The 20,448-nt window shown below is 37.1% G+C and carries 21 protein-coding genes; 8 read left to right on the top strand and 13 right to left on the bottom strand.

Features of this window, described 5'->3' with window-relative positions; all coding sequences use genetic code 11:
- Positions 1-3: 3 nt before the first annotated feature.
- From IO90_RS17940 to IO90_RS17930, 3 genes are all read right to left on the bottom strand, one after another.
- Complete coding sequence (locus tag IO90_RS17940; protein WP_081871851.1) at positions 4-1,050, bottom strand: PCMD domain-containing protein; 1,047 nt, start codon at positions 1,048-1,050, stop codon at positions 4-6.
- Positions 1,051-1,069: 19 nt separating this feature from the next.
- Positions 1,070-1,576 carry a hypothetical protein gene (locus tag IO90_RS17935; protein WP_034970732.1) on the bottom strand — a complete coding sequence of 169 codons (507 nt, stop codon included), beginning with the start codon at positions 1,574-1,576 and terminating at the stop codon, positions 1,070-1,072.
- A 236-nt stretch (positions 1,577-1,812) separates the two neighbouring features.
- Positions 1,813-2,082 (bottom strand): DUF1294 domain-containing protein, encoded by a 270-nt coding sequence (locus IO90_RS17930; RefSeq protein WP_034970730.1) that lies wholly within the window; start codon positions 2,080-2,082, stop codon positions 1,813-1,815.
- Positions 2,083-2,306: 224 nt separating this feature from the next.
- Between IO90_RS17930 and IO90_RS17925 the strand changes: the two genes are divergently transcribed.
- Positions 2,307-2,954 carry a response regulator transcription factor gene (locus IO90_RS17925; RefSeq protein WP_034970728.1) on the top strand — a complete coding sequence of 216 codons (648 nt, stop codon included), beginning with the start codon at positions 2,307-2,309 and terminating at the stop codon, positions 2,952-2,954.
- 430 nt (positions 2,955-3,384) lie between these two features.
- Positions 3,385-4,029, top strand: a complete 645-nt coding sequence (locus IO90_RS17920) for a response regulator transcription factor (RefSeq protein ID WP_034970724.1) — start codon at positions 3,385-3,387, stop codon at positions 4,027-4,029.
- Positions 4,030-4,118: 89 nt separating this feature from the next.
- Here the strand turns inward: IO90_RS17920 and IO90_RS17915 are convergent, their stop codons facing one another.
- The 8 genes from IO90_RS17915 to IO90_RS17880 form a co-directional block, all read right to left on the bottom strand.
- The gene (locus tag IO90_RS17915; RefSeq protein WP_034970721.1) at positions 4,119-5,624 is read right to left on the bottom strand and encodes a carboxypeptidase-like regulatory domain-containing protein; all 1,506 of its coding nucleotides are present in this window, start codon (positions 5,622-5,624) and stop codon (positions 4,119-4,121) included.
- Between the two features lie 11 nt (positions 5,625-5,635).
- Positions 5,636-7,000 carry a CsgG/HfaB family protein gene (locus IO90_RS17910; protein ID WP_034970719.1) on the bottom strand — a complete coding sequence of 455 codons (1,365 nt, stop codon included), beginning with the start codon at positions 6,998-7,000 and terminating at the stop codon, positions 5,636-5,638.
- A gap of 18 nt (positions 7,001-7,018) precedes the next feature.
- Complete coding sequence (locus tag IO90_RS17905) at positions 7,019-7,432, bottom strand: curli assembly protein CsgF (RefSeq protein WP_034970716.1); 414 nt, start codon at positions 7,430-7,432, stop codon at positions 7,019-7,021.
- A gap of 12 nt (positions 7,433-7,444) precedes the next feature.
- Entirely contained in the window at positions 7,445-8,176 is a 732-nt protein-coding gene (gene csgH, locus IO90_RS17900; protein WP_051878934.1) for a curli-like amyloid fiber formation chaperone CsgH, read from the bottom strand.
- Between the two features lie 11 nt (positions 8,177-8,187).
- Entirely contained in the window at positions 8,188-8,595 is a 408-nt protein-coding gene (locus tag IO90_RS17895; RefSeq protein WP_228374717.1) for a hypothetical protein, read from the bottom strand.
- A 155-nt stretch (positions 8,596-8,750) separates the two neighbouring features.
- Entirely contained in the window at positions 8,751-9,569 is an 819-nt protein-coding gene (locus tag IO90_RS17890; protein WP_034970713.1) for a hypothetical protein, read from the bottom strand.
- Between the two features lie 247 nt (positions 9,570-9,816).
- Entirely contained in the window at positions 9,817-10,209 is a 393-nt protein-coding gene (locus IO90_RS17885; RefSeq protein WP_165570290.1) for a lipocalin family protein, read from the bottom strand.
- A gap of 97 nt (positions 10,210-10,306) precedes the next feature.
- The gene (locus tag IO90_RS17880) at positions 10,307-11,341 is read right to left on the bottom strand and encodes an acyl-CoA reductase (protein ID WP_034970707.1); all 1,035 of its coding nucleotides are present in this window, start codon (positions 11,339-11,341) and stop codon (positions 10,307-10,309) included.
- Positions 11,342-11,390: 49 nt separating this feature from the next.
- Between IO90_RS17880 and IO90_RS17875 the strand changes: the two genes are divergently transcribed.
- From IO90_RS17875 to IO90_RS17850, 6 genes are all read left to right on the top strand, one after another.
- Positions 11,391-11,741: a 4Fe-4S binding protein gene (locus IO90_RS17875; protein ID WP_034970704.1), complete on the top strand. Its 351-nt coding sequence runs from the start codon at positions 11,391-11,393 to the stop codon at positions 11,739-11,741.
- A gap of 93 nt (positions 11,742-11,834) precedes the next feature.
- Positions 11,835-12,890 carry a 3-phosphoserine/phosphohydroxythreonine transaminase gene (serC, locus tag IO90_RS17870; RefSeq protein ID WP_034970700.1) on the top strand — a complete coding sequence of 352 codons (1,056 nt, stop codon included), beginning with the start codon at positions 11,835-11,837 and terminating at the stop codon, positions 12,888-12,890.
- A gap of 192 nt (positions 12,891-13,082) precedes the next feature.
- A complete protein-coding gene (locus tag IO90_RS17865; RefSeq protein WP_034970697.1) occupies positions 13,083-14,039 on the top strand; it encodes a D-2-hydroxyacid dehydrogenase in 957 nt (318 codons plus the stop codon).
- A 2-nt stretch (positions 14,040-14,041) separates the two neighbouring features.
- Complete coding sequence (locus IO90_RS17860) at positions 14,042-15,283, top strand: DUF1015 domain-containing protein (protein WP_034970693.1); 1,242 nt, start codon at positions 14,042-14,044, stop codon at positions 15,281-15,283.
- Positions 15,284-15,450: 167 nt separating this feature from the next.
- Positions 15,451-17,655 (top strand): ATP-binding protein, encoded by a 2,205-nt coding sequence (locus IO90_RS17855; RefSeq protein ID WP_034970691.1) that lies wholly within the window; start codon positions 15,451-15,453, stop codon positions 17,653-17,655.
- Positions 17,636-18,172: a biliverdin-producing heme oxygenase gene (locus tag IO90_RS17850; RefSeq protein WP_034970688.1), complete on the top strand. Its 537-nt coding sequence runs from the start codon at positions 17,636-17,638 to the stop codon at positions 18,170-18,172. The genes IO90_RS17855 and IO90_RS17850 overlap by 20 nt, the downstream gene beginning before the upstream one ends.
- Positions 18,173-18,251: 79 nt before the next feature.
- On the opposite strand, the gene IO90_RS17845 is transcribed toward IO90_RS17850, so the two are convergent.
- Both IO90_RS17845 and IO90_RS17840 read right to left on the bottom strand, forming a co-directional pair.
- Positions 18,252-19,154 carry a TIGR01777 family oxidoreductase gene (locus tag IO90_RS17845; RefSeq protein WP_034970685.1) on the bottom strand — a complete coding sequence of 301 codons (903 nt, stop codon included), beginning with the start codon at positions 19,152-19,154 and terminating at the stop codon, positions 18,252-18,254.
- 98 nt (positions 19,155-19,252) lie between these two features.
- Positions 19,253-20,077, bottom strand: coding sequence for a S1 RNA-binding domain-containing protein (locus IO90_RS17840; protein ID WP_034970682.1), 825 nt, complete (start codon positions 20,075-20,077; stop codon positions 19,253-19,255).
- Positions 20,078-20,448 lie beyond the last annotated feature (371 nt).

Raw genomic sequence — 20,448 nt, 5'->3', positions numbered from 1 at the left:
CTTTTATTTTGCTATGATCCTAAGACTATCAACCACTAATCTACTTCCAATCGCACCCCGATAAGTATCACCTTGATAACTGGATGACGCCACAATTGCAACCATCACATTATTTCCAGCTGTCCTTCCTGGAATGAATGTAAAAGGCACTTCAAACCGTTTGAAACCTGTCGTGTTTGGAACGTCGTTTGGAACTTCTGCTCTCGCAATGATTTTGTCTGAGGTGTTGATATTGGTTCCGTTCAGCCTTTCTGGTCCATTAAACATCACCGCATACAAAGAAAATCGGTCTGTTGCACCAGAAACCGGATTTCCCGCCTGATCCTGAAAGGTTGCGCCAGGTTTATAGGTGTAATACCCTGTGAATTTATCAGGCGTATCAAAATAAGGTTGCCCAAATTCTGTGGCCGCCAGCGGATTTGCCAACGCCTGTTCGGAATTGAAATCGCCTAGGAAGAAAGATCCCGGAAATAATTTGATCCCCAAAAACTCAGAAAGCTCATTGCCAGGAATTGTAGTGAGTTGTGCGCCTTTGGTTCCATTTAGCCCATCGGTTGTAGAACGTGTTGGATAAGCATCTGCCTGCGGAGGAACGCCAGACAAAGCTACACCTGGATTTCCGGAAGACCAGATTTGGATATTGTTGTCGAGTGGAAATTCGTATCCGCTTTCTTTGTTAGCAGACCAAGTTTCGAAGTTGAAAGTCCACGTGCCAATCTCCACCACTTCTATCTCATATCTTTTTTGATTTGCGCCAGACTCTGAACTAATTGTATAAAAAACTGGCTGATCAAATTTGATCAATGATCCAGATGCAGGCGATGACGTTGCTCCTTTTGACAATTTCAAAATCGGTGAAATTCCGTTTTGGTAAGCTTCGGGTTTTAGATAGATCAATATCTTGCTGTTGGCCTGATCTATGACGGTTTTGGATGTCACAAGTTGTGGGTCTATTGTGAATTCTTCCACATCAGCTTCCGGATTCAAAGGTTCATCTCCAATGCAGGAGACCATGAAAAGCATTAGGAAGAGATATACTATCTTTCTCATCTAAATAATATTTTTATTACTACTGTAGCTTCCTAACCGAAACATTCGGCTGTTCGCCTGCAGGCACTATGAAAATCGCATTGTCATTCACAGAATCTCCAATGTCCAAATAGTATGAAGCGATGATCGGGATGATGGAACTTTCATACTTGCCGTCCTTATTGTAAGCCCAATATGTGACATTCACAGTCTGAGGCTTCAGTTTCAAATCGATTTTTTTAGAAGTCAGTTTGGCGCCTGTTGCGTTGAGGCAATTGAGTTCCACAAGAGCTGTGTTGGTAACGATTTGAGGCGCATTGCTCATTCGGATGCTGTAGGCTTTTTGGGAGTTGTTCACCAGATTTGCAGAGACTTTGTAACGATCGAAGTTTTTTCCGCCGACGTTTACAGATTCTTTGTTTAAAATACTGAAAGTGACAGCCAATCCATTCACATCCACAGTTTCACCATCAGCAATTTTTTGAGCCTTCGTGAAGGAGAGGGAAACCAGCAAAATCAAGATTGCCAGAGAAGTTAGATTTTTCATACTTTATTTTATTTTTTTGTTAGAAGTTATAAATTTTGGAGTCATTTTGATCTTTGAAAAACCAGAGTATGATTAAAAAGCTAATCTTTTAAAAATCTTATTACGATAACCAAATTTTGATAACTAAATTAATTATAAAATTCAATATGATTATTATTTTCACAAAATTAATTTTAGTAATCATCTTATTAATGAATTATAAAATCTTTCAAAGTAGTTTTTATTAATGATCAGATTTATCGTGACGAATACATATCAGGTAAAAGATAAATCAGCGCAAGAATTTGAACGATGACAACCACCATCAACCTCAACCAAAAACCAGGTTTCGAAATCTTATGATTAAAGATTAACATTCCCAAAACAGAACCTAAACTTGCCCCTAAAAAACTTATCAGTAAAAGCATGGACTCAGAAATGCGACGTTGATGTTTTTTGGCTTTCCACTTATCAATTCCAAATAGAATAATACTGATGACTGAAATCGTGATGAGATAAAATATCATATTCAAAAATAACAAAATTGAACTGTAATAAAGAAGCCGACCTCGTTTGATGGTTATTAATACGTTACCTCAACAACGATTTCACCAGTATGAAAATAAAACAAGGAAACATTCATATCTTAAATGAATCGATAAGAATATTACAGTATTTGATTAAATAATTTTAATATATATAACTATTATTTATTATATTTGAGTTAGAGACAAATGACAACACAAATTTTATGAAAAAAAAATTGATAATTTACGATGCGCCCGTATTTTACACCCAAGGACTCTCCAAACTCCTTACAGACGGGCAAATCTTTGACTTAGTCTACATCTGCAACTCGAACCAGGAACTCTACGAAAACCTTAGCTACCAACCTCCCGAATTCTTAATGCTTGGAAACAATTGCCTTGGATTATCAGAAATGTACATCTTGATACAAGATTTGGTAAATAAACACCCGAATATCAAAATTATCGTCATTGGTAATTTTTTGGAAATGTCCGAAATTAGAAAACTTTTCGATAAAGGCATCAAAAGCTACCTGGACACCAATTGCGGATATGCTGAGCTAGTAAAGTCCATCACTGCACTCAACTCGGGTCTTGTTTATATTTGTGATTTCGCAAAAGAACGAATGATGGATTTTCTCAGCTACACCAAGAACCCACATCAAAACAACCTCAAAGAAACTCTCACCAAACGAGAATTGGAAGTCCTACAGCTGATATGCGATGGACTGAGTAGCAAAAATATCTGTGAAAAGCTTTTTATCAGCATCAATACCGTGGAAAGTCATCGAAAAAAAATCCTGTTAAAATTCAATGTGAAAAACTCTGCAGGCGTTGTGAAATATGCGATGGATAATCATATTTTAAGATAAAAAACTTTGGACGAGAATTTCAAGGACCTTTGCTCCGGCTCAGAAATTCTTTTTCGAATCCAAAAAACATAAGATCTTTATTTAATCCAGCATTTTCTTGCTTTTCAAAAGGATTATTAGTTTAAACCCATTGACTTTTTAGCATAACCATTATTTTAATTTCATTTAATTTATGATTACTTCGATTCAATATTTTATTAGTAGGCTTATCATTCTTTATAAAGATAAAATTCCCGAATAATTTCAACAACTACCAAAGTCCTAATTACTGTCAGAATCATTTCTATCAATAAATTAAACAGTTATTTAGTAATTATTTAGAATTAAAAAAAAATCAATGATAATCATATATTTTAAGAAAATATCTTATGGCAATTATTGTTTTTTTCATTATATTTGAGTTAAGACCAACTATAGAAAAACGAATCCTATGAAACCAAAATTAATCATTTTCGACGAGCCGATATTTTACGCAGAAGGCCTCTCGAAACTACTTACAGATGGGGAAATCTTCGAATCTGTACACATCTGTAATTCCAATGAAAAACTCTACGAACAACTGAGCTACCAACCACCGGAATTCCTAATGTTGGGTTCTGATTGCCTTGTACGAACGGAAATGTACAATTTGGTGCAAAATCTGGTTTGTAAACATGAGAATATCAAGATCATTGTCATCGGAAATTTTTTCGAAGTTGCAGAAATCAGAAAGCTTTTTGAGAAAGGCATCAAAAGTTACCTGGACATCAATTGTGGATATGAAGAGTTTGTAAAATCCATTGAGGCCTTGAGGTCTGACCTTATTTACATCTGCGATTTTGCAAAAGAACGGATGATGAATTTCCTAAGCCACATCGAAAATGACCACAAACAAAACGACCATTGTCTTACAAAACGTGAAATGGAAGTTCTGAAACTGATCTGCGACGGGATGAGTAGCAAGCAAATCTCTGAAACGCTCTTCATCAGCATCAACACGGTGGAAACCCATCGAAAAAAAATCTTATTGAAATTGAATGTGAAAAATTCTGCAGGCGTTGTGAAGTACGCCATGGAAAATCACATTTTGCAGTAAGAAAACATTAAACAAAAAAAAAAAGAATTTCAAAAACCTTTTGCTCCGGCCCAGAAATTCTTTCCTATTACAAAAATCGTAATATATTTTTACTCATAATCCGGCATTTCTGCATTACTAAAAAGGGTTGTTCTTTCCAGATCAGATTCTGAGCTACTTAAATCTATCATCATTATTGTTTTTTGCGAGATACCATCATTAGATGTGTTTGTGAAAATTACCTGTGCATTGTTTGGCGAGAATCTCGGGTCCAGATCATTGGTTCCATTTGTTTTTTCACTTTCTGCGGAAATATCGCGAACAGAATTATCCGTCAAATTGTAAATAAAAATATGAGAATCCAATTGTCTGTAATTACCATCTTGATAACCCGAAACATCGTGTGAATAGAGCAAAAGATTACCATCTACAGAAAAATCCAGCCCGCCACTTCCACCAGAAACACCCGCCAAAACTGTTTTGAGCGTATTGCCGAGCATATCGATCACATAAATCTTGGTGTTGTAACCATTGAAGTCATTTGTTTTGATTGCAATCTTACTGCTGTCGTAGCTCCAATCACATTCTGAAATAATGCTTCCATCGGGCGTTGTGTAGATCAATTCTTGTCCGCTTCCGTCTTTGTTGATTCTGTAAAGCTTATCAAAATTGGCGTAGATCAATTCTTTCCCATTCGTTTTCCACGCAAAATCCAATTCGTAATTATTGAAACCCGAAACAGGAACAGTTGTCACTTTGAAAACTTCCGATCCATCTGGCTTGGCTGTGAAAATATGCGTGTTTCCACCTTCCGTTCTGAGGAAAGCGATGATGCCGGCGTTGTTATTTTTTCTTGGTCGCCAGCTGTTGTAGGAAAGCGCCGTGAAGCCAAAGCTTGTTCCAGCTTCGTTTGTCGAAACGATATATAAATTCCCAGATTGTTTTCTTACAAAATGAAATCTGTTTGCAGGCGTTGTGTTTGTCGTAAATTTACTCACAGCGCTGAAAACCTCCGGATGAATCCCATCTGAAACAGCAACTTGCCAAAAATAGCTGACACCGAATTTGAGATCTTTCAAAGTGTAATGTTTATCCAGAAGATCTTTCACTTCCAGAACATTGGTGTTGAGATTATTTTTAACGATCAATCTGTATTTCAAAACATCAAGACTGTCTGGATCTGTCGTATTCCAAGTCAACTCCACTTCCAAAGGTTGATTTTCCGAATTATCTGTAGGACTAAGCAAAGTCGGGACGGATGGTGCTGTGTTAAGAGATTCGTCATCATCCATTTCAAATACGACCGTCACAACTTGATCTTGTGATTGCATATTGACACTTAGGAAATTGGTGAGAAATCCAGTCAGTTCGGCTTTTAAGGAATAATTACCAATCGGCATATCTTTGATTTCAAAAGTTCCATCTTGTGCACTGAAAACCGTGTTCGTTGTAGGTGTTGTAAATATTTTGACATTTGCCAGCGGTTCATTGCTTCCTCTTCTCACGACTTTCCCTTTGAGAATGCCGGATTGCGTTTCCTCTACCAACTCTTCATTACACGAAATCAGGAAGATCGAGAAAATAAAGAAGACTGTGATTTTTATAATAGTTTTCATAATTGTAGTTTTTATTTTTTTCCGAGATAAAAAATGATTCCCAGTGCCACACGGATTGCTTGATCTTTCTGTTTGCCGTTGACCAATCCATCCCAATTGTCTGTGAAGCCAAGGTCATATTGAGAGGAAAGTCTAATGGCAAAGTTCTTGTCCATCAGATATTCCAGTCCACCACCGAATTGAGCTTTGAAGAAATTTTGGTTTTCAGAAAACATAGATCCGCCACCTGCGTAGAGGAATGGTGATAATTTATATTTTGGGAGCATCAGATATTCCAGATTGACCTCAGAAACAAGAAATGTTCTGGCAAGGATGTTTTGATTCCGAAGTGTCAAGACATTGGCGTTGAGTTCCACATTGATGTGATCGCTTAGAAAATATTTCAAGCCCAATTTGAAACCGACGCTTGCCTTGGGATTTACATAATCACCTTTGATCTGCTGTCCTTCCAGATTGGCAAACAGCGCTACTTTTTGACGGTAGTTGTTCGGATATTTGTTTCCGATGATCCGCTTGTCATTATCTTCTTGTTCAGTTTCATATTTTTCAATCAAAGCTTTGTAAGTTGTCGGATCCTGAATGGCACTTCCCCAGATTTTATCGCGAACACCTTCTACGATGAGTGATTTCACGGCTTTCTCAATCGCTTCTGTCACCGCCAATTGCACCGGCTCATTTTGGGTAACACCAACTTCTGATTCCAAAAGTCTTTCTGTATCGATATATCTGAAAAAGTTTCCATTCACGCTTGTCGAGAGAATTGTTTTTGAAGTGTAAACGGTTTTCAGGATTTCGCCATTCAGCGTAGAGACCGCTCTCAGATAAATCGTGATCCGATCCTGACGATATTGCGACGACAAACCAATTCCGAAATATCTGGCGCCAATTCCGCCCGTCATCACATTGCTGTCATAAGAAATCACACCACCTTCCAGCAAAATACCAGCGTACAAAAGTGGCGGAAGTGATTGCACATTTTTGTCGGCTTCTTTCAAATATTCCTGTCTTGTGGATCTGATGATTTGTCTTTCATTAAGGAGATTCGCGATATTTTCTCTTTCTATTGGGACAAACCATTTGCTGTCTTCCAGAGCTTTTATGAGGATCGTTGTCGTGCCCTGTGGAACTGCCGTACTCCAATTGCTTCCGTTTTCCGAAGGTTTGTATTGCCCTGTTTGATCTCGGAACTTGTAAACACCGATGACAATTTTCTCTTTTGGTGGAGGCAGTTTTTTGAGTTCCGTGGTGTAGGAAGTCACTTCGCCCATTGTAGATTTCTCACTATTGGATGGCAAGTTGAAAAGCGAACTGCAACTCTGCATCAGTGAAAACAGAATCACACCTGCAAAGTTTCTATGGTTAATAATTGATTTCATTGGATTGGTTTTTAGTTTTTACTTCGGAATGACAATCTCTGTCTGCTGACCAGTATTGGTGTCCAAAATGTTGATCAGCAAACCTTGTGAAGTCTGATTGACCTCCAGAAACAAGGATCCAAATGTGTAATTCCCCGCAGTGAGCGGTCTATCTCCAAATTGGTCTTCAAAAAGTTTTTGAGAAAGCTGACTTAGAATCTGCCTATTAAGACTGTCTGTAAAACTGCCCAGAGAGTTCATATCATCCAGAAGGCTTCTGTAATCATCTTTCCCATCATCAAACTGATTCTGAGCATTAGCGGAACTCAACAACCATTGGTAATTGAAAGTATCGCCTCCAAATGCCGGATTGATAGGTTTGTAAACCAGTTGTTGCGCCGAGAGGGAAAGCGAACCGAAAACGGTTATCATCAAAATAAATATTGTTTTCATAGCATTAGATTTTTAGTATAGAAATTCATTTTTAATGAGATTCTTTTTGGCGTTGTAGTCTTTGATATTTCGGAACGTCATTGCCAATTGTTCTTTCAGATATTCCTCATTTGGATTGGTGAAAAAACTATAAATCTGCTTATCATCTATGGTTACGATGATTTGACCTGTGGTTCCTCTGGACGGTAACTCGCTGATGGCAATGGTATAATTGCCTTTTTCCGTCAGTTGACTGTATTGCATATAAAAGGCGTCATAGAAATCCTTCCCTATTTTGCTTTTGGTCTCATCAATCGTAAGACCTTTCAGTTCTGAATATTTTTCCTCTTCCACTTTTCTTGCAGTTTGCTGGAAATCATTGGAATTAACGACAAGGCTATCTTTTGAAATGAGCGTTTTGGTTTGCTCGTCTCGGATGTAGAGAAAGGTTTTCAGCGCATCTTTACTATTGAGATTCACGCTGATCTCAGAAAGTTTTTTCGTTTCGGATGGACTGATGGAAAACTTGCCACTTTGTTTGTTGTTGGAAAGATTTCCGCCGTTGCCTTTTTTAATGGAAATCAAAAGATAGTTGAGTTCTTGATAGGTATCAGAATTGTTTGTCACGACAGCGCTCAGCTTCATCTGACCTTCTGTGTTTTTACTTTCGATTTTCGCCACAATCTTTTTATCGTCCTGAGCTTTCATTTTGAGAAAAGGAAATAATATAAAAGCGGAAAACATCAGAGTATATAGATTTTTCATTTTTAATGATTTTAATAGTTTCTCATAAAGATGGTCACGTTGTCACCTTTCACATTGATTTTCATATCATCCGAAATGCTATTGCTTCCCGTGATGTCTATGATGTTGTTATGACCTTGCGTCGTGATGCTGTTGTTGACCTTGGTCTCGGTGAAGGAATTATTAAAAAGAAGTTTGTTATAATCACCGATTTGTGCGACGGAAAGTTTAGTTCTTTCATTGATGAGAAGTTCCGCGCTGTTGTGATTACCAATTTGGACGGTTGCATCGTAAGATCCAATATCCGGATTTTGAATATTGATGATGTTGAACGCATTATTGCCATTGATCTGTCCCCAGTCGATCTCCTGAGACTTGATGGATATTGAAAAAAGCAACAATGCTACATAAGGTAATATGTAAAATATTTTTTTCATCATTTTTTTATAAAGTTACACTCACGGGTTGTTGCGCAAAACACCAGTAGCCGTTAGAAATCAAAAATCACGGTTTTCCGTTAGATTGATATTTAAACAAAAAAAAGATGAGAGAAACCAAGTTCTCCCATCTGAAGGTTAAAGGTAAACTGTTACTTTTAGTTAGATTGATTTACAACCAATGAGTTGTTATTACCTGCTTGCATTCCCATATGCAAATGAGAAGTTCCTGTTTGTGTTACATCTGTGTAGTTAGAATCGCCCATTTGAATGTCCATCGCAGTGTTGCCATTTCCATATTGATATTGATACAGTTCGTTTCCATTACCTACTTGTAATCCAGCAGTCGTGTTGTCATTACCATATTGGTGAGAATCTGCATAGTTGGAATCTCCAAATTGTAAATGTGTAGCACTGTTGTCATTACCATCTTGCAATTGATGAATGTAATTATCAGATCCTGCTTGGAAAGCGTAGGCAACATTTCTTCTGCCATATTGATCTTGCCAAATTGTGTTATCAACACCTACTTGGATTGCAGTTGCAGAATTTCTTCTACCATCTTGATATTGCCCGATTGTATTTCCCATTCCAAATTGAGTTGCAGAAGCATCATTTCTTCTACCAATTTGAACCTGGTCTACGTCATTGAACAAACCAACTTGCAAAGTCTGAGAAGAGTTTCTGTTTCCGTATTGGCTTGTAGTGTTTGAGTTTCCGATTCCCCATTGGTCAACATCAATAGAGTTACGATTCCCTTGACTCAATGCCAAATTGCTGTTTCCCCAACCTACTTGGTCGATGTCCGCATCGTTACGATTACCATCTTGTAACAAGGCGTTGAAATTCATAAAACCTGTTTGATCCACAGTTGCTGTGTTTAGATTTCCGATTTGTGCACTTAGATCCACATTAGATTGTGCAAATGAGAAGTTCATGGTCAATAGCGCAATAGCACCGATAATAATTGTTTTCATAATAAAAATATTTAATTGGTTAATTGTTTAGCAAATGTAGAATCACAGGCAATGCGAGAAACCACCATTAACCCGTAAATTTCAAAAATCACGGTTTGTAGTTAGTTGATAATCAATTATCAAAAAATGTTTCCAAACTTCTATTTTCATTATTAAAATGTAATACCAGATGGGGATTTATAATGTTTCAGGCATAAAAAAAAACGGAAACTTTCGAGTCCGTTTTATATTTTAGGAATTGGGGATTTTATTTTACGAATACCGTTATGATTTTCTCTTCTACACCATCACCATCTACGTCATCATAATCGGATACGAACTGCAGTTCATTATAGGTTCGGCTTACTATCTCCACATCTTCTCCATCTATTACGAGTTTTTTTGCATTGTGGTCATAAGAATAAGGCACGGTTTCAGACCCATAATTTTCACAATCCTGAACGGCATTGAGGTCAAAAATATGAGAAGTCATTGTATTGTTCGTGCTGAAGCTAAAAGTACTTGATTTGTAACAACCAGAATAATCTGTGTTTGACATAGTAACACCATTACTGCCTACAACAATTTGTCTTGAAGGTTTCCAAACACCTATGATAGAAAACTGCTCTGGTTCTTTATCATCATTACAAGAATTAAACAATACTATTGCAGAACATACTGCGATTAAAATTTTTTTATTCATTATATATCATTTCTATTACTTTGAAAATTCTCTTAATTATTTTAAGCAGGAAATACTAAATCACACTCAAAAAAGCCATCGTATCCACATCATCCGCATAAGTATCCAAAGACGGATTCTGTGTTTCCCCAAAACTAATAGATTCCAATCCCAACTCGGGTTTCGCAACAATTGCTTGGATTTCTTCCCTGTTATCCTCCACAAATTGTTTCGCGTCTTCCAAAGTTTCATAACGTGAGAAATTGACAACTGACAAAGGACTGAACAACTTCTCATCTTCTCTCAGCATCACAAAATTACTATCCCAGAATAAGTCTTGATTTAAAAGATAAACCGCACGATTGTAATCGTAATTGTTAGCGTATTTATTATGATTAATGACATCTTGATATTTAACAAAGTTTTCAAATAATCCATCAACCTTCATCTCTTTTGGAAGCAAAAGTTTGGTTACATTTCTGCAACCCAATCCGAAATATCTGAAAATATCATCCGCCAAAAGCTGAAGTTCTTCTACTGTTTCATCACCTTTCAAAACCGCGATGGATGTTCGATTTTTTCTAATAATACTCAAATGATTTTTGAAATAATATTCCAAGTATCTCGCAGTATTATTACTTCCGGTCGCAATCACCGCATCGAAGTTTTCAAGTCTATCAACAATTTCAAATTCAATTTCATTATTAGAAAATTCTTTCCAGAGTTCTAATAGAAAGGGCAACATCAATTTGTCTTTAGAAGATAATTTGATAATTGGAATATGATTGCTTAAAACCACAGAGATGATATCGTGAAATCCAACAATCGGAATATTTCCTGCCAAGATGAGTCCCACTCTCTTTGGCGTTTCGGACAATTGATATTTTGAAAGCCAATTTTCAATATTCTCTTTTGTGAAAAGTCCTGCCCACTGTTTCAGGTTGTAACGTTGATTCTCAATGGTAAACCAAGGATTTTCGATTTCGGAACGTCTTATGAGCGCGTTGAGTTTCGCTTCTTTTTCAATGTAATTCTCTTCTGTTTTTTCAAGAAACTCAGTGATGAAATTTCCCAATTTTTCGAGTCCCAAAATTTTGTTTTCGTTCAGCATAGCTGGCTTTTTTTTTGTAATTTTGCACAAAATTAAAAATAAAATAGCAATGGCTATCAAGATAACTGATGAATGTATCAATTGTGGCGCGTGCGAACCGGAATGTCCGAACACCGCTATCTATGAAGGAGCAGTAGATTGGAAAGCATCCGAAGGCACAGAACTGAAAGGAATGGTGGTTCTATCATCCGGACTTTCCGTGAGCGCAGATGCCGCACAACAACCAGTTGCAGACGATTACTACTTCATCGTAACAGACAAATGTACAGAGTGCAAAGGTTTCCACGAGGAACCTCAGTGTGCCGCTGTGTGCCCGGTTGACTGTTGTGTTCCAGACGAAGACAATGTGGAGACCGAAGAACAACTTTTGGCGAAAAAAGCATTCCTTCATAATGAGTAGCAATTAGCGAATCGCTTTTAGCTAATGGCTTCGTGCTAGTTTGATTATTTTACAATCTAATTTCTAAACTCTAACTTCTAATTTCTATCAATAATGAAAAAACATAATTTCAGCGCAGGTCCAAGTATTTTACCTCAGGAAGTTTTCCAGAAGGCTTCAGAAGCGATTCTTAATTTTAATGATTCAGGATTATCGCTTTTGGAAATTTCGCACAGAAGCAAAGATTTTGTTGCAGTAATGGACGAGGCTCGTGCTATCGTAAAAAGATTGATGAATCTGGGCGATGATTATGAAGTTTTGTATTTGCAAGGTGGCGCAAGTCTTCAGTTTTTGATGGTTCCTTACAACCTTCTTTCTGTGGACGGAAAAGCAGCTTACACAAACACTGGAACTTGGGCGGCAGGCGCAATCAAGGAAGCGAAGATGATTGGAAATGTAGATGTTGTCGCGACTTCCAAAGAAGCTAACTATTCTTACATCCCGAAAGAATTTAAAGTAGGTTCGGAATATGATTATTTTCATTGCACTTCCAACAATACGATTTTTGGAACGCAGATGAAGGAATTTCCGAAAGTTGATACGCTTTTGGTTTGCGACATGTCTTCTGATATTTTCAGTAGAGAATTGGATTTTTCTCAGTTCGACTTGATTTATGCAGGGGCACAGAAAAATATGGGTCCAGCTGGTGCAACCTTAGTAGTTGTTAAAAAATCGATTCTTGGAAAAACAGGAAGAACGATTCCGACTTATTTGGATTACGCCGTTCACATCGATAAAGAATCAATGTCCAACACACCGCCTGTTTTTGCAGTTTATGCGTCTTATTTGACCTTAAAACATCTTGAAGAAAATGGCGGAATTGCAGCTGCTGAAGCAAGAAATAATGCAAAAGCGAAATTATTATATGACGAGATCGACAGCAATCCAAACTTCCAAGGCGTTTCTGCAATCGAAGACCGTTCTTTTATGAATGTCACTTTCACTTTGACAGACGAATCGAAGCAAGAAGCTTTTGATGCAGCCTGGAAAGCAGCAGGAATTAGCGGACTGAATGGCCACAGAAGTGTCGGCGGTTACAGAGCGAGCATCTACAACGCAATGCCGATCGAAAGCGTGCAGGTTTTGGTGGATGTGATGAAAAGCATCTAAACGTAATTAGAAAATAATTCTTTCAATATTATAATTAAAGTAGAAATGTACAGAAACGTCTTCATTTATTTGAAGACGTTTTTTTTGTTAAGTGAATGTTAATTAGAAGAATTATTGTATCTTAGCACACCTTGAATTTGACCTCAAACAAATCAAGTAAACTCAATTATTAAAGCATTTTTGAATTAAACAATGATTGTATTAGCCAATGATGGGATCTCCGAATCAGGGATTGCGCTTTTGAAAAATGCCGACATTACGGTTTTGGAAAGTCGCGTTTCTCCGGAGCATCTCAGCAAGTTCATTAATGAAAATAATGTGGACGTGCTCCTCGTCAGAAGCGCAACACAAGTCAGACAAAACCTGATCGACGACTGTCCCAATCTAAAGATTGTAGGACGTGGTGGCATCGGGATGGACAATATTGATGTAGAATATGCCATCGATAAAGGCCTGTACATTATCAATACACCCAAAGCGTCTTGCAAATCTGTTGCAGAATTGGTTTTTGCCCATTTCTTTTCATTGGCAAGATTCCTTCACGAGAGCAATCGATTGATGCCACTTGAAGGTGAAACACACTTTAATGCGCTCAAGAAATCCTTTAACAATGCTTCTGAACTTTCCGGAAAAACCCTTGGTGTCGTCGGGATGGGAAACATAGGAATGGAAGTTATCAAGATTGGTATTTCTTTGGGAATGAAAATCTTAGCTTACAACAGAACGCCGAAAACCAATAATGTAGAAATCTGTTTCTTCGATGGACAATCTGTGAATTTTGAAATAAAATCCGTAACTTTAAATGAAGTTTTAGAAAATTCGGATTTCATAAGCCTCAATACGGGAAGAACCGACAAATATATCATTGACACCAATGAGTTTGCAATGATGAAAGACGGCGTGTTCATCGTGAATACCGCAAGAGGTGGCGTCATCAACGAAGTATCTATGATTGATGCCATTGAAGATGGAAAATTAGCCGGCGCCGCGCTGGATGTGTTCGAAAAGGAGCCAACACCCGAAGTAGAAATCCTGATGAATCCAGCAATGTCCCTTTCTCCACACGTTGGTGGAAACACGATAGATGCACAAAACAGAATTGGAGAAGAATTAGCCATTCAAATTATTAAACTGAAAGATCAAATATAAATATGCCAGTATTTAAACCCTTTAAAGGAATCAGACCAAACCACGATTTCGTTGATATTTTCCCGACTTATTCTTTGGATAATTTTACTCAGGAAGAGATCAATAAAAAAGCCCAGCTAGACCACTCATATATCCAAATGATAAAACCTGCTGTCGTGAGTAAATCCAAAGATATTGACAGAAATCTCAGAAAAATAAGATCCAACTACGAAGAATTGTTGGAAGAGAAAAAACTGACGCAAGACGATTCCGCTTATTACTTGTACGAGCAGACGTTGGCAGACAAAACCTCTTTCCGAGGATTGATGGGATTGGTAAGTGTGGATGATTTCTGGGATGGAAAAATTAAAAAACACGAATCCACGATTACAGAACGCCGTATGAAAATGGCGCACTATCTTGAAAAGGTCAACATCCAAGCTGAGCCGGTTCTTTTGACTTATCACGCCAATTCCAAAGTGGAACTACTGATGAACCACGAGCAAAAAAATGTCCCAATTATCAATTACAAAGATGAAAAAGGCATCAAACATAAAATCTGGAGAATCGATAACCGATTGAAACTTCAACAGTTCAAAGAGGTTTTGGATCCGATTGATTCTTTCTACATCGCTGACGGACACCACAGAATTGGATCTGTTGCTGAGTACGCAAAAAAACAGAGAGACAAGTACAAAAGATCGCACGGAACAGAGCATTACAACTTTGTTTACAGCTTCATTGTTTCCAACCAATCAATCAAAATCAACGACTACAACCGTCTTTTGAATGACTTGAATGGATTATCTACCGAAGAAATCCTTGAAAAACTACAAGAAGATTTTCAAATCCACGACAAAGGTGAAGCACCATATTTCCCTTCTCAAAAATTCCACATCAGTATGTATTTGGGTGGAAAATTCTACAGTTTGCACGTGAAGCACAACATTCGTGAGGATCTTAAAGATGGAAATGACCTGGATCATCACTTAGTCGATAAATACATTTTCGAAAAGATCTTTGGGATTGAAAATGCGAAACATACAGACAAAATTACTTATCTAAAAGGAACTTCTGACACAAAAGGAATCACCGAGATCAAGGAAAAAGTAGATTCTGGGGAATTCAAAGTTGGTTTTGGAATCTATCCAATCAGTTTCAATGACTTATTGAAAATCTCTGACAAGGAAATCAAAATGCCACCAAAATGTACATTGATCGAACCAAAACTAATTACAGCTTTGATTATGTACGATATGAAATAAAATCTTAATAATTGATTATCTTTATCTTAATTGCTTAAGAAAAGACATTATGGAAAAATAAATAATCATTTTAATTAATTATTATTATTTATATATTTACATAATTAACATAAGTATATTTTTTACTTTGTTTGAATTGATTATAATAAAAATACAGTAAAAAAATTATGTATCCTAAGGAATATGTAAACTGCGATCAGGAGCCGATTCATATTTGTGGAGCGGTTCAGGAGTACGGATTTTTGATTGGAACCAAAGATTCTAAAATCACTTTCTACAGTGATAATATTTTAGAGTTCTTCTCTCAAGATTTCAAAACTTTGCTGGGAAAAGATATTAAAGTTTTGTTTGATGAGCAGAATTTGGATATTAACTGGAACAACGTTTCTGACAGTCAGGAGCTGGCCATTCAGCATATTCATTTTCAGGACGAAGAATATACGCTTGCCATCCACGCAAACAACGGTTTCACTTTCTATGAAATTGAAAAAGTAATTCCGCATCACAAAATCAACAAGGAATATCAGGCGATCCAGAATATTCTGAGAATGTCGAATGATGAAAATATCTGGAAAGTCCTTTTGACGGAGATCCAGAACATCATAGATTACGACCGCGCAATGATCTACCAGTTTTTGTACGACGGTAGTGGCGAAGTAGTAGAAGAGTCTGTGAAAGAAGGTTTGGACAGCTATCTTCATCTCCACTATCCAGAATCCGATATTCCGGCTCAAGCAAGGGCTTTGTATCTAAAGAATCCTGTCAGAATTACATCTCACGCCTCAGGGAAAACCTATCCTATTTTAGGAACTTCAAAAGAACAAATTGATCTTACGTACAGTGTGACAAGAGCCACGTCACCAGTTCACGTGCAGTACATCAAAAATTCCGGGATGGAAGCCAGTTTCAGCACATCCATCATCATCAATGGTGTTTTGTGGGGAATTGTTGCTTGTCAAAATGCGAAACCAAAACACTTGGATCTGCAATCCCGTCTCCTGGTTGAAACCTTGACCAGAACGTCGGCAAATGCTTTTGCAACCTTTAAGTCAAGAGAAACGCTGGAGGATTATCAAAGAATCAATCTCAACAATATATCTCTGCGCCAAAATCTTCTAAGTGAAGAGAATTTCGCAAAAGCACTGGAAAATAATATAGATGATGTTATGAAAACTTGCGGTGCAGAAGGAATGATCATTAAAATTAATAATGAGATCCTAACGCACGGCAACGTCCCGAATCTTTCTGACATTGAGAAAATCATTAATTGGAGCAAAGACAACAACCAAGATTTCGAGGAGAATATCTTTATCTCAAATACTTTTTGCAAAACCAGCAATCTGGAATTGGACAACTCCGAGCTAAGTTGTGGCATCATCATCAGCGTTCTCGGAAACAACACGTCCGATATGCTGATATGGATGAGAAAAGAACAAGGACAAAAAATAAAATGGGCCGGAAATCCTGAAAAAGAAATAGTTTCGGAAATCAAAGATGGCGTAGAAATCATCAAATTCTCTCCAAGACAATCCTTCGAGGTTTGGAAGGAATATGTGAAAGACACTGCTCTGCCCTGGAAAATCAAAGAAATCGAATCGGCGAAATGGATTACATCTGTCATCTTAAAAGCGTCTCACACAAAGTCTTCACAGATTTTGGATTTGAATAATCAGTTGAAGGAACTCAACCAAGAATTAGATTCTTTTTCTTACACGATTTCGCACGATCTCAATACACCGTTGACCGTCATCAAGCTGAATGCACAGCTTATGAAAAGGCTTATCACACAAGAGGACAACACGCATAAATACTTGGATAATATTGTAAACCAAGTAGACACAATGAGTGATATGATTAAAAACGTTTTAGAACTCAGCAAAATTAAAAAATCAGAGATTGAACTCAAGAAAATTGAAGTTGATGCTTTGATCAATAAATTGGCAGAGGAGTCCAAAGTGAGTTTTGATTCACCTGACACCAAAATCATTATCGAAAATACGCCAGAAGTTTTGGGCGATCCTACAATGGTTTACCAAGTCTTCGGAAATGTGATTGGAAATGCCATCAAATATTCTTCAAAATCATCCAAACCAACCGTGAAAATCATTGGCGAAGTCTATGAAAATGAAGTAATGTACAAGATCTCCGACAACGGAATTGGTATCGACAAACAAGATGCGGGCAAAATGTTCAAAATATTCAGCCGAATGAGCAATGCAACGGCTTTCCACGGCAACGGCGTTGGACTCAACATCGTGCAACATCTGATGGAAAAAATGGGTGGCGAAATCACTTACGAAAGTGAAAGTGGCATCGGAACTACATTTATATTAAAATTTCAAAAACCTGACTATGATTTCAGTATATCTTAAAGAACAAACCAAACAACAACACGACGACACAGAAGCAAAACTACAATCTCAGAAGATTTTTGACAAATCCTACACCTTGGATGACTACAAAACGCTTTTGATTCACAATTATAAATTAATCAATCGCTACGAGCCTCAAATTCACAATCAATTGAAAGATTATCCCGAATTGAAATTGGAATTGAGAAGCAAGATCAATGCGCTTAAAACTGACCTCGATAATTTAAATATATCAACAGAAAACGAAGCTCCAACACAAAATTTGGAAAATGAAGCTGAAGCTTTTGGTGCTTTGTATGTGATGGAAGGTTCTACGCTTGGTGGAAATGTGATTGCAAAACAACTTAAAAGAAATCCAGAATTCGAAAATGTGGAGTTTAATTACTTCGGCGTTTACGGTGAAAATACTGGACCTTTTTGGCAGGAATTCAAATCTATTATTGATGAGAAAATCTCAGAGAATCAATATGAAGATTGCGTAACAGGAGCGAAGAAAGCTTATCAGTTACTAGCTTAAGATTTTAAATCTCTAAAACATTAAAGTTTTGTTTTGATATTCATTAATTAAATTTAAAAATATCAAGACAAAACTTTTTTTAATTAATGACATCGCTCAAGGCTTCATCTAATTTCTCATATGAAAATTTAAATCCCGAATCGAGGATTTTCTTTGAAGAAATTCGACTTCCTTCTAATGCTAAAACTGACATCTCGCCAAGAACCGTTTTGATTACAAACTTTGGAATATTAGGCAACCAAATCTTTTTGTCGAGTTGTTTGGCTATTTTTTTTGTTAGTTCCTCATTGTTGACAAAATCCGGTGCAACGGCATTGTAAGCTCCATTCATAGAGACATCTTCAACGGCTTTGAAATAAATATTAACCAAATCATCGATGTGAATCCAAGGAAAATATTGTTTTCCATCGCCTAAAACGGCGCCAAAATTCAGTTCAATTGGTTTTTTGAGAACTTCCAATGCACCACCATTTTCGGAAAGTACCGTTGAAGTTCGAACACGCACTACCCGACTTCCAAGATCCTGAAACTGAATTGCTTTTAGTTCCCAATCTGTACAGACATTCCCAAGGAAATCTTCTGCTGGGGCGTCGTCTTCAGAAAAAATTTGTTGTGAAGTTATTTGTCCATAAAAGCCAACTGCAGAGGATGCAATTACTGATTCCGGATGAATATTTTGTTTCCGCATCTGCTCATAAATGAATTGCGCAGAATTGACTCGACTTTTGTAAATCTCCTGTTTATAAGATTTTGTCCAGCGTTCGCTGATAGATGCGCCTGCAAGATAGATGAAAATGTAAGTATTATCCAGGGCTCCTTCTTCCAAAAACTGATTTTCATAATCCCAAACGTAAGATTTGAAATTAGATTTGCTTGATTTTGAGCGAACCAATATTTCTACTTGATAACCTCTTTCGTATAATTTTTTGGAAAGTTTTTTTCCGACAAGTCCCGTGGCTCCGCTGATGAGAATCTTTTTCATTGAGGAATTTCTTTTCGGAAATCAAAAACGAGTCCAATAGAAATTAAACTCGCACTAAGTTTCGGAAAAATGATAATTAACATTGTTAAAATCGAAATTTACAGAAGTTTGATTCTGTCTTCGGCGATTTCTATGACTTTTTCTCGGTACAAACTTCCGATGGCTTTCTTGAAATTCTTTTTGCTCATCTGCAATTCGTCTTTGATTTCGTCTGGTGACGATTTATCGGAAAGATAGAGCAAACCGTAATTGTCATTCAGTTTGTCGAGGATTTTTTGTTTGAATTCGTCTACGTTTTCGAAACCTTGAGGCTGAAGCGTAACATCAATCTTTCCGTCTTCACGGATGGTTTTGATGTAACCGGATTCTTCGGAAAGTGGATATAATTTCTTGAAAACATCAGATTCATAAACCAATCCGATGTATTGTTTGTTTATGACCACGTTCCAACCCAGCTCAGACTCATTCATCATAATCAAATCCACTTTATCTCCAATTCGTAGTGGAAGATCTTCGTACTGCGGATTACGCTTGAATTTGGTCGTTCCTGTCGTTAAACTAGTCGCTTCGTCTTCATAAACGTAAACGATGTAACGTTTCCCCTCGATGATTTTTGACTTCTGCTGTTTGTAAGGGACAAAAAGGTCTTTGATGATTCCCCAATCCATAAAAGCACCGGTTGGCAGACTTTGTACGCAGGTCATTACTGCAAACTCTCCTATTTCTGCATTTGCTTTTTCTGTGGTGGCTTTTAGATTGCCATCATCTTGATAAACAAACACGTCCACTTCGCCCCCAATTTCCCAAGATTCATCTGCAAAAATTTTTTGGATAAATGCTTTTTCGCCATTTTCGTCATTCAAGATATAGCCTGAAGAGATTTGATCTGCGATTTTGAGAGTTTGGGTTTGACCAGGTTTCATAGAATTGAATTTGATGCAAAAGTAGAGAAACTTTTTCTAATTTGGCTTCTTGCGGAAAACGCTGTCGCCAAAACAAAGTTTCAACACATGCAAAATCATATTTTCTATTTTTATAAGCAATAGTTTAGTCATAATGTTATCGTTTTTAGTAAATTGAAATTTGTAATCTGAATAATTCCCAATAGAGAGAACTATTCCATTGCGAACAATCCTAAGTTGCTTCTAAATTTCTTTCCTAATTGTGTGTTTTTAATGCCCGCTAATGGAGCTAACGATGTACAAAATGTACTATATGATTGAGAATAAACATTCTTGGAATCATTATCAAAAACCTGCCCCAATCTGATTAAAAATTGGGGCAGTAACATAAA

Source organism: Chryseobacterium sp. FH1 (assembly GCF_000735135.1).
In the GTDB taxonomy this organism is placed as follows: domain Bacteria; phylum Bacteroidota; class Bacteroidia; order Flavobacteriales; family Weeksellaceae; genus Epilithonimonas.
This window is presented reverse-complemented; position numbering and strand designations above follow the sequence as displayed.